We start from the raw sequence: 12,879 nt of genomic DNA on the forward strand, positions 1-12,879 counted from the left end.
AGATCTCTCCTTTAAATATTAAGTATTTTTAATTCTCTTATCAAAAATCAGATATTTGTTAAAATAAAATTTTGAAATTAATTCCATCATAATATATGTAGAAAAAAATCTTGCAGTAAAAATGGCAATCATGATAGCTATTTGATACTTAATGGCAACAATAGGAAGAGATCCTCCTAGAATTTGTCCTGTCATCATTCCCGGTAAAGAAACTAAGCCAACTGTTGCCATTGATGCTATATTAGGCTTTATTGATAGGGCTATAGATTGGGCCATATATGGCTTAATTGCTTCTTTTTTTGTAGCACCAAGGGATATAGCAAATAAATACTCGTCTTGATTTTTTGTAAAGGTATTTAAAAAATCGTTTAAAGCAACGATTACACCGTTCAGTGTATTTCCTAAAATCATTCCAGAGATTGGAATAAGATACATGGCATCAAATGGATTTTCTAATTTTAGGATAAGAATATTAAATATAAATAAATTTAATATTAATGGAGAAATAACAGATATAAATATAATCGAATACATTTTGAATTCTTTTAATAAAATTTCTTTTGAAATTGTATAAACTGCAATAGATGCCATAACTATAGTGTAGAGTATATTTATAAGGCTACTATTATAATTAAAGATATATTGTAAATAAAGACCCACAAACATAAGTTGAGTAATCATTCTACCTATGGAAATCCCTGTGGATTTAATTAAATGTATGTTTAACTGCTTCATTATAAAAAAAATTGGGATTAATGTAATTATAAAAAACATTAAGGATAGATAAGATATATCTATAGTCATTAAAGTTCAATCCTCCTAAACATCTCAAAAGCTTTAACCGTATCGTGGGAAACAATTATAACTGTCTTATTTGTATTTTTTATATATAAAATGATTTTTTCCTTCATTTCTTGATCTAGTGAAGAAGTAATTTCATCAAAAATCCAAATATCTCTATCTAAAATAATAGCTATTATAAATGCAAATCTTTGTTTTTCTCCTCCTGAAAGATCATTAAATTTTTTTAAAATAATACTTGAATCCAGGGAAAACTCTTGTAGTAATTCAGTTATTTTTTCATCTGTTAAACTAATATTCAAATTTGTATCATATGATAATATTTCGGATATTAAGGATTTAATATTTAAATTTCTAAAAGGAATATTTTGAGGAAGATAAGTTATATCATTTCTTATTTGTGATATATTATCTTCAGTTAGTAATTGGTTCTTTATATATATTTCTCCCATTTTTATTTGTTTAAATCCTAATAAAGCTTTTAAAAGAGTTGTTTTCCCCTTTCCTGAACTCCCCGTTATTAAAATTTTTTCACCCTTTAATATCTCTAAAGAAAAATTTTCTAAAATGTTTCTATCGTTAAAATTAATTGAAATATTTTCTAATTTTATTAATGCATGTTTCATGTTTTCTCCTTGTATATTATTTACATATAGTTTTCATAAAATGCTAACATTTAAGTAGAATGATGTCAATTTAATTTATATGTTTAAATTTAGAGAGATTCTATGATATACTTTAATAAGTTTTAGAAATGGAGGAATAATTTAATGAATGAAAAAATTAGAGGGCCATTTTATATGTGTCTTTCAGCTTTGTCGTTTGCAACAATGGGAAGTTTTACGAAGGCCTTAAGTCAAGACAGTTTTTCAACTTTTCAAATTTTATTTTTTAGAGGAATTGTTGGAGCAATAATTTTATTTTTCACAGCTAAAACAGGTGAATTATCTTTTGGTGGTAAAACTTCTAGAGGAAGAAAACTTTTATTTATAAGAGCAATCTTTGGAACAACAGGAGCTGTTTTGTATTTTTTTGCAATAAGTAAAATAAATTTAGCAAATGCTGTTTTATTAAATAACCTATCTCCTTTTTGGGTAACTATCCTAGCTTGGATGTTTTTAAAAGAAAAACCTTCCAAAAAAGGAATGATATATTTAGTAGTAATTTTAATAGGAGCAATACTCGTAATTAAACCTAAAATGGACTTTTCAATTATTCCATCTCTTTTGGGATTTGCTTCTTCATTTTTTGCTGGAGCTGCCTATACATATGTGAGATATTTAAGAAAACTTGATAATTCTTCTAATATTGTATTTTGGTTTTCATTGTATTCTGCTATATTTATGTTACCGCTAATGTTTATGGAAACATTTATTGTTCCAAATTTTTATCAACTTTTATTATTGTCAGCTGTTGGAATATGTGGAGCATTGGGACAAATATTTTTGACTTCAGCATATAGAATTGCGCCTGTTAATGAGGTTTCTATATATCAATACTTAAATATAATTTTTGCTGCCATTTATGGAGTGCTCTTATGGCATCAAATTCCAGACTCATTATCTCTTATTGGTGGATTTATAATTCTTGGATCAGCTTATTTAAATTTCTATGAACATAAAAAAAAGAGAGAACTTATTTAAGTTTTCTCTTTTTTTATCTACAATTCAAATCTTTTTGGAGGTTTCACAGATATATCCTAGTATACTATCAAATATAACTATTATCGTCGTAATTTTGGAAGAAATCAATTTTTTAATAAGGAGGATTTTATGAGAAAAATTATAGGAATAGTATATTTTATTATTTTTTCTCTTTTATGGTCAGAAAATTTACAAGATTACAATTGGAAAAATTTTAAGAAACCCTCTCAAGTTGAACTAAAGAAAAATCTTACTCCTCTTCAATACGAAGTTACTCAACAAGATGCCACAGAACCTGCATTTAATAACGAATATAACGAAAACAAAAAAGAAGGAATTTATGTGGATATAGTTTCTGGAGAACCTCTTTTTTCATCCTTAGATAAATATGATTCTGGAACAGGATGGCCAAGTTTTACTAAACCAATTGATGATAATAATATAGTTATCAAAAAAGATTATACATTCATATGGCCACGATTAGAGGTTCGAAGCAGATATGGAGACTCTCATTTAGGTCATGTGTTTAATGATGGACCAGCTCCAACTGGAAAAAGATTTTGTATGAACTCTGCTGCTATGAAATTTATTCCAGTTGAAAGTCTTGAAAAATCTGGATATGGAGAATATATTTATTTATTCAAAAATTAGAGTTATGTTTCAACAAAGATTTTATAAACTTTATAAATTTTATTTTTCACTATCTTTTAGATAAAATTCATAAGCTTCATTATCTGTATACCCTTTATGAACTATTAAAGATATTGCCTTTGCCATTGCTGTAGGATGGTTACTCTGGAATATATTTCTTCCCATGTCAACCCCTTTAGCTCCAGCTTTTATACTCTTATAAGCAAGTGTTAAAGCCTCCTTTTCAGGTAACTTCTTTCCTCCAGCTATTACAATAGGTACTGGGCACGCTGCTATAACTTCCTCTAATTCATCACAATAATAGGTTTTTATTATATTTGCACCTAATTCAGCAATCATTCTAGTTGCTAATTTAAAATATTTAGGTGTTCTTTCCATATCTTTTCCTACGGCTACAACTCCCATTACAGGAATATCATATTTTAAAGCTTTATTTATAACTTGTGATAAATTATCTAAACTTTCTCTCTGTCCCTCCGAACCTATAAAAACTTGAACAGCTAAACAATCAGCATCCATTCTTATAGAGTCATCTATATCTACAGCTACTATTTCTCTACTTAAATCATCATCTAATACCGAAGACCCTGAAGTAACTCTTAAAACGGTGGCTTTATTATTATTTGGTAAAACACATGTTCTTAATGCTCCTCTTGTAGCCATTAGTGCATCTACATGTTCTGCTACTTTTGGAACTATTAAGTCTAATCTCTCAAGACCAGAAACAGATCCCATAAAATATCCGTGATCAAATGCGAACATAACTGTATTACCGCTTTCAGAATTAAAAATATTTGAAAGTCTTTTTTTCATTCCCCAACCTAAATTTTCAGCTCCCTTGATAAAGAATCCATTTTGATTCTTAAATGGAACATCTAAAAAATAATCTTTTGCTACTTTCATACCATTTATATCTGCCATTTTTATTATCCTCCCTGTATTTTAGAAATTATAGTTATCTATATTTTCTTTTGTAAATATTGTTCTTTCTGGTAATAAGACTACTCCTGAATTTTCGTTTGTATCAGCTTTTGGGTCTAAAACTGTATTTGGTAAAACCTCTACTATTCCTATAGTAGGTACATCAATTTTATCACCAACTTTAAATGTATTTCCTGCTGCTAAATATGCTGCTAGATATGATGCCATTGCCCCTTGTACTTTTACATCCCATAATCCAAATACAGGAACTGTTCCATTTTTAACAAACCCTTTCATTGCAGATGGTGTTGCATATCCTGTAACTATTACCTTTCCCTTCATCCCTTTATTTTCAACTGCCTGAGCTTGCCCAGGTAAAGCTGTTGAGTCATTGCATATTATTACATCTATATCAGGATGGGCCTCTAGTATTCCCTGTCCAACTTCGACAGCTTTTGCCGCATCTTGATTACTGTAATAATTATTAGGAGCCACATTTATCCATTTTGGATAATTCTCTTTTATATATTTCTCTCCTTCTGCTTGCCATGAATTTTGGTCAGTAACAGTTGGAGAAGAATAATGCCACGCATATTTTATAGCTTTATCTTTAGGATTTTCTATTTGCATTTCCACCATTTCCACTAACATTTCTCCTAATTGTTTAGGAGTTCCTTGAGAAACCATAAGAGATCTATGATTATTATCAATATCTGAATCCCATGTAACTATTTTTAACCCGTTATTTTTTGCATTATCAACCGCCTTATTAAGTCCATTATTTGATAAAGCAGATAAAGCTATCGCATCATACCCTTGAGCCACCGCATTGTTTATTATTTGCACTTGATTCGCTACAGAGGCTTCCGGATTCCCATCATATTTCACTTTATATCCTAATTTTTTAGATAATTCTTGTGCACCTTCATTTCCTGTTTCAAAAAACATATTTCCAGATAATTTTGGAATAAAAACAATTTGTGTACCTTTTACTGGTTTCACGTCTGCTAAGCTCATCATAGATGAAAATAAAAAGATTCCTATTGAAGATAGTAATAGTTTTTTTCTCATAACTTTTCCTCCCTATACTTTTTTTATCTTTTTAAAATTCCTTAATGCAACCACTCCAACTAATAAAATTCCGACTGGGATATTCAAATATTGGGTTGAAACATCAATCATAGATAATCCAAATTTTAAAAAACCTATTATGAAGCCGGCTAAAATTGTTCCAATCACCCCTCCTTTTCCTCCAGTTGTTAATGTTCCTCCTAAAACAACTGTTGTTATAATTGGTAGAGTTAATTCATTCCCTGCGTCAGATCGTGCTGAACCTAAATAGCTAGTTAATAATATTCCAGCTAAGGCGGCTCCAAATCCAGATATAACATATGTACTCGCCACTATGAACTTTGGATTTAATCCTGAATAACTCATTGCATTTGGTGATACTCCTGATAAGTAAACTTGTCTTCCATAAGATGTTTTACTCAAAACTATATATAAAATGGAAATAATTAATAAAATTAATATAAATAAAATTGGTAGTCCAAATATTTTTGTATGAGTAAATTCTACAAAAATTTCAGGAAATCCTGAAATTCCTTCAAAAGCGCTAGATACTCCAATCTTAGAGACATTAATTGCTAATCCTGAAAATAGAAAACTTCCTCCCAAGGTTACAATCATGGGTTGAACACCTATGTACGCTATAATTATCCTACTAAATAATCCACATAAAGCCCCTAAAAGAAGAACTAATAATATGGCAACAACTATATTTATATTAAAGTTTTTCCATAATATACCTAATGTTATAGATGACAAGCCCATTATGGCTCCCGATTGGATATCAATTCCTCCGGTTAAAAAAACAAAAGTTAAAAATAAAGCTACAATTATTATAAAAGAATAGTCGTTGATACTACCAAGAAATATATTTGGTCTTAATATTCTGGAATTTAAACTTCCAAATATTAAAATTTCACTTATTAGTAAGAATGTAAGAAAGACTTCCCAGTTAGAAAAAATTTTCTTAACTTTATCCATTTATCCCTTCTCCTTTAACTCTGTTACTAAGACGTATTTTTCTATTTTTATTAACAGAATATTTCTGTAATAATGTATCACTAATAACTATTATGACTAAAAGAGCTCCCGTTATAGTGTTATTTAAATCTGAAGAAAATCCCATAAATACTAAGACTTTACTTAATGAAGCCATAATAATTACTCCTAATGATGAACCTATTATGCTTCCTACTCCTCCTGTCAAACTTATCCCACCCAAAACACATCCTGCTATGATTGTCATTTCATATCCATTTCCTGCTATTGGTGCTATAAATCCCGTTCTTGAAGCAAATACAATAGCAGCTATTCCCGAAAAAATACCAGATAAAATAAATGAGATTCTTTTAGTTCTTTTCACAGGTATTCCAACTAAATGTGCTCCATTTGGATTATCTCCAACAGCTTTAAAATATCCACCTTGTGGTACTTTTGTTAAATATAGGTGCATCGTAATAACCAATAAAAAACTTATCAAGAAAAATATGTTAACTCCCAAAATACTGTCTTGAGATAAACTTTTAAAATCTGTTGGAAGATTTTCTATCCATCTACCTTTGGTTATAACATAGATGACACCTCTTACAATACCTAATGTTCCCAACGTCATAATGATAGAACTGATTTCAAAATCGACAACACCTACTGCATTAATTAATCCTATAATTCCACCTATTAAAATTACAGCTATTAATACTACAAATATATTATAGCCATCTCTTATTAAAATTCCAGAGACAGAAGCACATAATCCTAAAGTTGATCCTATTGATACATCTATCTCTCCTGTCATAATTACAAAAGATATTCCTATTGATAAAATTATATATATAGAGCTCCCATATAAAGTACTTAATATATTATCACTATTAAAAAATGCTGGATTAATTGTTCCTACTATTAAAAATAGAATTATAATCATATATAAAGGTGTTATTTCTCTGGATTTTAAAATACTTTTAACTCTTTCCATAAATACTCCTCTCTTAATGGTTTTATATTCCGTAAGACGCTTTCATTAAATTATCTAAAGTAATTTCTTCTTTTATAAATTCCTTCTCAATCTTTCCTTGGTGCATAACTATAGTTTTATCTGATAACTCTACAATTTCATCCAAATCAGAAGATATAAGTATTATGCTCACACCTTCCTGCTTTAATTTTTTTATTATATTATAAACATCAATTCTAGCACCTGCATCAATTCCCCTTGTAGGCTCGTCTAATATTAATACTTTTGGATTTGAAGATAATGCTCGCCCTATAATAACCTTTTGTTGATTTCCACCTGAAAGTTCTCCAATTTCCTGTTTTAAACTACTAATTTTAGTATTGAAATCATTTATATATCTTGTAGCTATTTGGTTTTCTATTTTTCTATTTATAAAAACCTTAGATATTTTTTTTAATATACAAGATGTTGTATTAAAAGATATTGGAGTAATTTTAAAAATACCATTTAAATATCTATCTTCGGGAACATAATTGATTCCTAATTCAATTATCTCTTTTGTTGATTTTCCAGTTATATTTTTTCCCTCTAAATATATGCCTCCATTTAAGGATTTATCCATTCCAAATAAAGTGGTTGCAAATTCAGTTCTTCCAGCTCCTATAACCCCTGCAACCCCTAATATTTCTCCTGAATAAGCTGAAAAGTTAAGATTATTAAATCCATATCCTGAATAATTTTTAACTTCTAAAACTTTAATTTTTTTTAAATCTATAATTTCATTTTCTTCTATTGCTCCAAATCTTGTATTATTCTCTTCATTTTTTTTATTTAATAATGCCTCTATTAGCATCTCCTTTGTAAAATCTTCTGTTTTTCCATTTAATGTAATTCTTCCATCACACATTACTACTACTTTATTTGTTATTTGAAAAACTTCACTTAATCTATGAGTAATATAAAATATTCCCACTCCATCTTTTTTTAAATCCTCTATTATTTCAAATAACATCTGCGTTTCTTTAAATGTTAATGTAGAAGTTGGTTCATCTAGTATCAAAATTCTAGATTTTCTTAAGAGTCCTCTTAAGATTTCTACTATTTGTTGTTCAGCTATAGATAATGTATAGGCTTTTCCTTTTAAATCAACTTTCCAATCGAATTTTTTCAAAAAAATATTTACTTCTTTTAAAAGTTCACTCTTATCACCGGATATTCCTACAACTATATTTTCAAATATACTCATATTTTGGAAAAGTAATGGTTCTTGAGGTACTAAGTACACTCCATTTAAAATAGCTAAAGAGGGTGTTGATAAATCAGTCAATTTATCATTTATATAGATTTCTCCCTGATCTGCACTATAGATTCCCATTAAAATTTTCATTAATGTACTTTTTCCAGCACCATTTCCACCAATTATAGAGATTACATCACCTCTATAAATCTTTAAGTTGATACCTTTTAATACTTTATTTTCACCAAAAGATTTATGAACTTCTTTTATAGATAACATTGGGGTATCTTTTTTTGAGGATAACATCAATAAAACCTCCTTATCATAAATCAAAACTTTTGTTTTTAACTTTTTCTTTTGTCAATCGAGTTTAGCTCATTAATTTTTATTTGTCAAATTTTTTTAGATACTTTTTTGAAAATAATTCAATTTTTATAAGGTCTATTGACTTTGAAACATTTAAGTGATATTATCAACTTATCAAACAATTGTTTTTAAACAAAACAAATGTAAGGAGGATCTATGAATTCTTATGAACAAAATCTAATTTTTAAAATTACTTGGTCGTATTTTATGGAAAATAAAACACAACAAGAAATTTCTGAAATGTATAATATATCTAGAGCTAAAATAATGAAGTTACTATCTGAAGCTAAAGAACAAAAAATAATACAATTTAAAATAAGTTCTGATGCATCAAACTTCATATCTTTAGAGCAAAAAATAAAACTTAAATACTCTTTAAAGGATGTATTTATAACACCATCTAACACAGTTGATATAAATGAAACTATAGCAAAATCTGCCGCCATGTTTATACAAGAGAATCTATCTGAGAATGACTTTCTAAATATTGGTTTTGGAGATACAGTTTCTAAAATAGTTAGTAATATATCTTTCGAGGAAAATAATTCTACATCCTTAATATCTTTAACTGGAGGTGTCAATTATTATCTTTCATCCCTAGATAGTTTTAACAGAAAGAAAACTAACTTATACATAATACCGTGTCCATTTTCACTTTCTAGTGAAGAGTTAGCTAATCAACTTTTTAAAGAAAACTCTGTCAATGAGATTCTTAAAATGTCACAATTTGCTAAAATGACAGTTATTGGAATCGGGGCTATCTCAAAATACGATACAATTGTTAAGGACCAAAAATTAAGTTCCAATGAAATAGTTGTTCTAAAAAATAAAGGGGTGGTCGCTGATATTTTGGGATATTTTATTAACAACGCTGGAGAAGAAGTAGAAGATAATTTTTCTAAAAAAATTATTAGTACTCACTTTAACTCTTTAAAAAATCTTAAAAATGTAATTGCTGTGGCTGGAGGTGAGCATAAATACGAAGCAATTAAAGCAGCACTAAAAACAAATATTATAGATATTCTTTTTACTGATGAAAATACTGCAATTTATTTAGCTAAGGACTAAAATTTAAGAGGTGGAGTATATGAGTAAATATCTAATGACAATCGATGCTGGTACTGGAAGTGTTAGAGCAGTTATTTTTAATTTAAAAGGGGATGAAATTTCTTGTGTTTCTAGGGAATGGGAACATAAGGAAGATCCAAAATATAAAGGATCTATGGATTTTGACATAGAACTCAATTGGAATTTAACATGCCAATGTATAAATGAATCTATATCTAAAGCTAATATTAAATCTAATGAGATTATAGCAATTACAACTACTTCAATGAGAGAAGCTATTGTTTTATATGATCAAAATCTAAAAGAAATTTGGGCTTGTGCAAATGTTGATTCAAGAGCTATTGATGAAGTTAGAGTATTAAAAGATTATAATCCATCTTTGGAAAAAGAAATATATGATTTAACTGGACAAACTTTTGCACTAGGAAGTATTCCTAGACTTCTTTGGATAAAAAAGCATCTTCCTGAAATTTATAATAAAACTTACAGAATCTCAATGCTAAATGATTGGATTATTTTTAAACTTTCAAATAACATTGTTAGTGAAGCTAGTAACTCATGTACAACAGGTATTTTTAATATAAAAACAAATGACTGGGATAAAGATATTTCCAAAAAATGTAATTTGAAAAATGATATTTTTCCAACAACTCTAAAAAGTAGTTCTTTAGCTGGCTATGTCAGCCTAGAAGCATCTAAAATAACTGGATTAGATAAGGATATACCTATTTTTATTGGTGGTGGAGATGCTCAACTTGGATCAATTGGAATTGGATTAATTAATTCCAATGAAGCTGGGATTTTTGGTGGGAGCTTTTGGCAATATGAATTTAATACAGCTACTCCTTTAATGGATAAAAGTTACAGAGTTCGTGTTAATTCACATGCTATAGATAATATATGGCAGTATGAAGCTATTGCTTTTTTCCCTGGACTTATTATGAGATGGTTTAGAGATGCTTTTTGTCAATCTGAAAAAGAAGAAAGTTTAAAAACAGGAGAAGATACATACAGTATAATTTCGAAGAAAGCTGTAGATGTCCCTGTAGGAAGTAATGGACTTATCTGTACTTTTTCAAATGTTATGAATTTTATTGACTGGAGACATGCTTCACCTACATTTACTAATTTTTCTTTTGATAGCAATAAGTTTAATAAATATACTTTTTATAAAGCTATTATGGAGAATTCTTGCTATGTTACAAAAGGTCATGTTGAATTAATAAAAGAGGTAACTGGAATCTTTCCTTCTGAAATTACTTTTGCTTCTGGAGCATCTAAAAGTCCTATGTGGTGTCAAATTTTATCAGATGTTCTAGGTATAAAAATAAAAGTTCCTAAAATTAAAGAAGCTACTGCTTTAGGTGGAGCTATTTTAACTAGTGTGGCAATAGGTGAGTATTCGACTATTAAAGAAGCATGTGAAAATATGATTCAATTTGAAAAAGTTTATATCCCTAATAATGAAAATCATTTAATTTATAAAGATATTTATAGTAATTGGTTAAATGTTTATTCAGATCAACTAGAAATTGCTAATAAAAATTTGGTTAACCACATGTGGTTAGCTCCTGGACTATAAAAAGGAGGTAATAAAATATGTATATAGTAGATGAAAAAGATTCAGAATATAGATTTGGAAATTTAGGTCCAAAATATTTAATGAAAGGACCTAGAATGAATTATTCAATTGTACAATTTCCCCCAAATACAGATTTCCAAGCTCATTATCATGAAATAATGGAAGAAAATTTTTATATACTTGAAGGTAAAATAGATATTATTGTAGACAATATCTTACATACTTTAACAAAGGGTCAATTTATTCATATAGAACCATCAGAAGTTCATTATGTAAAAAACCCTTATGATGAAACAGTTAAAATGGTTTCTACTTTAGCTCCTTTTGTCGTAAAAGATAAAATTGATGTTGAGAATCCTATTAATTATTAAAAAATAATTTTTAAATAAAGAAAAGCAGAGTCAATCGACCCTGCTTTTCTTTATTATACTAAAACAATATCTATATACTCATCTGGAAATTTTTCATAAATTAATTTTGCAGTTAAACACTCTAATATTAATTTATGACCTTCTTTTTTTGCAAACTCTGCAAGATTATCCATCAAATGTTTTTCTATTTTTATTTCATCTTCACCGGCTAAGAACCAACTTTGATAAACAATTAAATTACTATTATTTCCAAATTCATAAAATAATTCTCCAATTTTCTCTTCATTTCTTTTAGCTATAAATTTTTTTTCTTCAACATTTTGAGTTATTGTTATCATATTAATCTCCTCTCAAACTTTATGTATATACTTAAGATTCAATGAATATATCATTATTCCTTTTATTATTAATTATTTTAAAAACTAAACTGAACATTTTCAGATAAATCATCAAGTTGATCTTGAGTAATTCCAATATATCTTAGGGTTGTATCTTGAGAATTATGATTAAATCTTTGCATTAGAAGAGGTAAATTTCCTTTAGAATTCTTATATGCAAAATATCCAAATGTTTTTCTTAAACTATGTGTTGAAAAATACGGAATATTCAATTGTTCTCTAACAATTTGATATTCTAATTGGGCCATCCTTGGAGTTATATGTCTATTTTGTTGTCTTGATTTAAATATATAATCCTCAGGTTCTAAATTTTTTTTTAATATATACTGATCAATCGAAAATTTCAATTCTTGGTTTATTTTAATAAACTGTCTCTTTCCAGTTTTTTTTTCTATTTTCTCTAAATATATTCCTTGAAAATGACTTACCTTCAATGAAACTATATCGGAAATTCTAAGTCCTAAATTTAATTGAGTTAACATCATAAGAGCTAATCTTTCATTTTTCATTTTTGCAGTTTGAAGTATTTTTTTTACTTCACTCATATCTTTAATAGGTTGACAAGTATAGTTCATAAAATCCTCCCAAATTCCTTATTATCAATTATAACAAGTTTCCATAAATAATTCAATATAAGAAACTCATTTTAAGAAACTAAAACTGTTTAAATAATTTTAATTATTTTATTCTTTCAAAATGTAATAAAATCAAGGCTTTTATTGATATTTCGTATAAGTTTCGTAAAATTATATTTTACGAAACTTACAGAGACAAATTTAAATCGATTTTAAGGCCTTTCAAAATTAAAGTTAACATATT

Annotated in this window: 14 protein-coding genes; 5 read left to right on the plus strand and 9 right to left on the minus strand. The window is 27.9% G+C overall.

Features of this window, described 5'->3' with window-relative positions:
• Window positions 1–18: 18 nt before the first annotated feature.
• Both H3N56_RS12780 and H3N56_RS12785 read right to left on the minus strand, forming a co-directional pair.
• Entirely contained in the window at window positions 19–804 is a 786-nt protein-coding gene (locus H3N56_RS12780; RefSeq protein WP_185881564.1) for an ABC transporter permease, read from the minus strand.
• Entirely contained in the window at window positions 804–1,427 is a 624-nt protein-coding gene (locus H3N56_RS12785) for an ATP-binding cassette domain-containing protein (protein WP_185881565.1), read from the minus strand. The genes H3N56_RS12780 and H3N56_RS12785 overlap by 1 nt, the downstream gene beginning before the upstream one ends.
• A gap of 144 nt (window positions 1,428–1,571) precedes the next feature.
• Between H3N56_RS12785 and H3N56_RS12790 the strand changes: the two genes are divergently transcribed.
• Both H3N56_RS12790 and msrB read left to right on the plus strand, forming a co-directional pair.
• Window positions 1,572–2,444, plus strand: coding sequence for a DMT family transporter (locus tag H3N56_RS12790; RefSeq protein WP_185881566.1), 873 nt, complete (start codon window positions 1,572–1,574; stop codon window positions 2,442–2,444).
• Window positions 2,445–2,573: 129 nt separating this feature from the next.
• The gene (gene msrB / locus H3N56_RS12795; protein WP_185881567.1) at window positions 2,574–3,095 is read left to right on the plus strand and encodes a peptide-methionine (R)-S-oxide reductase MsrB; all 522 of its coding nucleotides are present in this window, start codon (window positions 2,574–2,576) and stop codon (window positions 3,093–3,095) included.
• A gap of 39 nt (window positions 3,096–3,134) precedes the next feature.
• On the opposite strand, the gene lsrF is transcribed toward msrB, so the two are convergent.
• From lsrF to H3N56_RS12820, 5 genes are read right to left on the minus strand one after another with little or no spacing between them, the layout of a single operon-like run.
• Window positions 3,135–4,016, minus strand: coding sequence for a 3-hydroxy-5-phosphonooxypentane-2,4-dione thiolase (lsrF, locus tag H3N56_RS12800; protein WP_185881568.1), 882 nt, complete (start codon window positions 4,014–4,016; stop codon window positions 3,135–3,137).
• Window positions 4,017–4,037: 21 nt separating this feature from the next.
• Window positions 4,038–5,087, minus strand: coding sequence for an autoinducer 2 ABC transporter substrate-binding protein LsrB (gene lsrB, locus H3N56_RS12805; RefSeq protein WP_185881569.1), 1,050 nt, complete (start codon window positions 5,085–5,087; stop codon window positions 4,038–4,040).
• A gap of 12 nt (window positions 5,088–5,099) precedes the next feature.
• Entirely contained in the window at window positions 5,100–6,065 is a 966-nt protein-coding gene (locus H3N56_RS12810) for an autoinducer 2 import system permease LsrD (protein WP_185881570.1), read from the minus strand.
• Window positions 6,058–7,059 (minus strand): ABC transporter permease, encoded by a 1,002-nt coding sequence (locus H3N56_RS12815; RefSeq protein WP_185881571.1) that lies wholly within the window; start codon window positions 7,057–7,059, stop codon window positions 6,058–6,060. Before H3N56_RS12815 ends, H3N56_RS12810 begins: the two co-directional genes overlap by 8 nt.
• 22 nt (window positions 7,060–7,081) lie before the next feature.
• A complete protein-coding gene (locus H3N56_RS12820; protein ID WP_221893501.1) occupies window positions 7,082–8,581 on the minus strand; it encodes a sugar ABC transporter ATP-binding protein in 1,500 nt (499 codons plus the stop codon).
• A gap of 216 nt (window positions 8,582–8,797) precedes the next feature.
• Between H3N56_RS12820 and H3N56_RS12825 the strand changes: the two genes are divergently transcribed.
• From H3N56_RS12825 to H3N56_RS12835, 3 genes are read left to right on the plus strand one after another with little or no spacing between them, the layout of a single operon-like run.
• Window positions 8,798–9,709: a sugar-binding transcriptional regulator gene (locus tag H3N56_RS12825; protein ID WP_185881572.1), complete on the plus strand. Its 912-nt coding sequence runs from the start codon at window positions 8,798–8,800 to the stop codon at window positions 9,707–9,709.
• Between the two features lie 19 nt (window positions 9,710–9,728).
• Window positions 9,729–11,291 (plus strand): autoinducer-2 kinase, encoded by a 1,563-nt coding sequence (gene lsrK / locus H3N56_RS12830; protein WP_185881573.1) that lies wholly within the window; start codon window positions 9,729–9,731, stop codon window positions 11,289–11,291.
• 17 nt (window positions 11,292–11,308) lie between these two features.
• A complete protein-coding gene (locus tag H3N56_RS12835; RefSeq protein WP_185881574.1) occupies window positions 11,309–11,662 on the plus strand; it encodes a cupin domain-containing protein in 354 nt (117 codons plus the stop codon).
• A gap of 53 nt (window positions 11,663–11,715) precedes the next feature.
• Here H3N56_RS12835 and H3N56_RS12840 read toward each other — a convergent pair whose 3' ends face one another.
• Complete coding sequence (locus tag H3N56_RS12840; protein WP_185881575.1) at window positions 11,716–12,000, minus strand: hypothetical protein; 285 nt, start codon at window positions 11,998–12,000, stop codon at window positions 11,716–11,718.
• 77 nt (window positions 12,001–12,077) lie between these two features.
• Window positions 12,078–12,635 carry a tyrosine-type recombinase/integrase gene (locus H3N56_RS12845; RefSeq protein WP_185881576.1) on the minus strand — a complete coding sequence of 186 codons (558 nt, stop codon included), beginning with the start codon at window positions 12,633–12,635 and terminating at the stop codon, window positions 12,078–12,080.
• Between the last annotated feature and the right edge of the window lie 244 nt (window positions 12,636–12,879).

Origin of the sequence: Cetobacterium sp. 2A, from assembly GCF_014250685.1 — a bacterium.
Taxonomy (GTDB): Bacteria; Fusobacteriota; Fusobacteriia; order Fusobacteriales; family Fusobacteriaceae; genus Cetobacterium.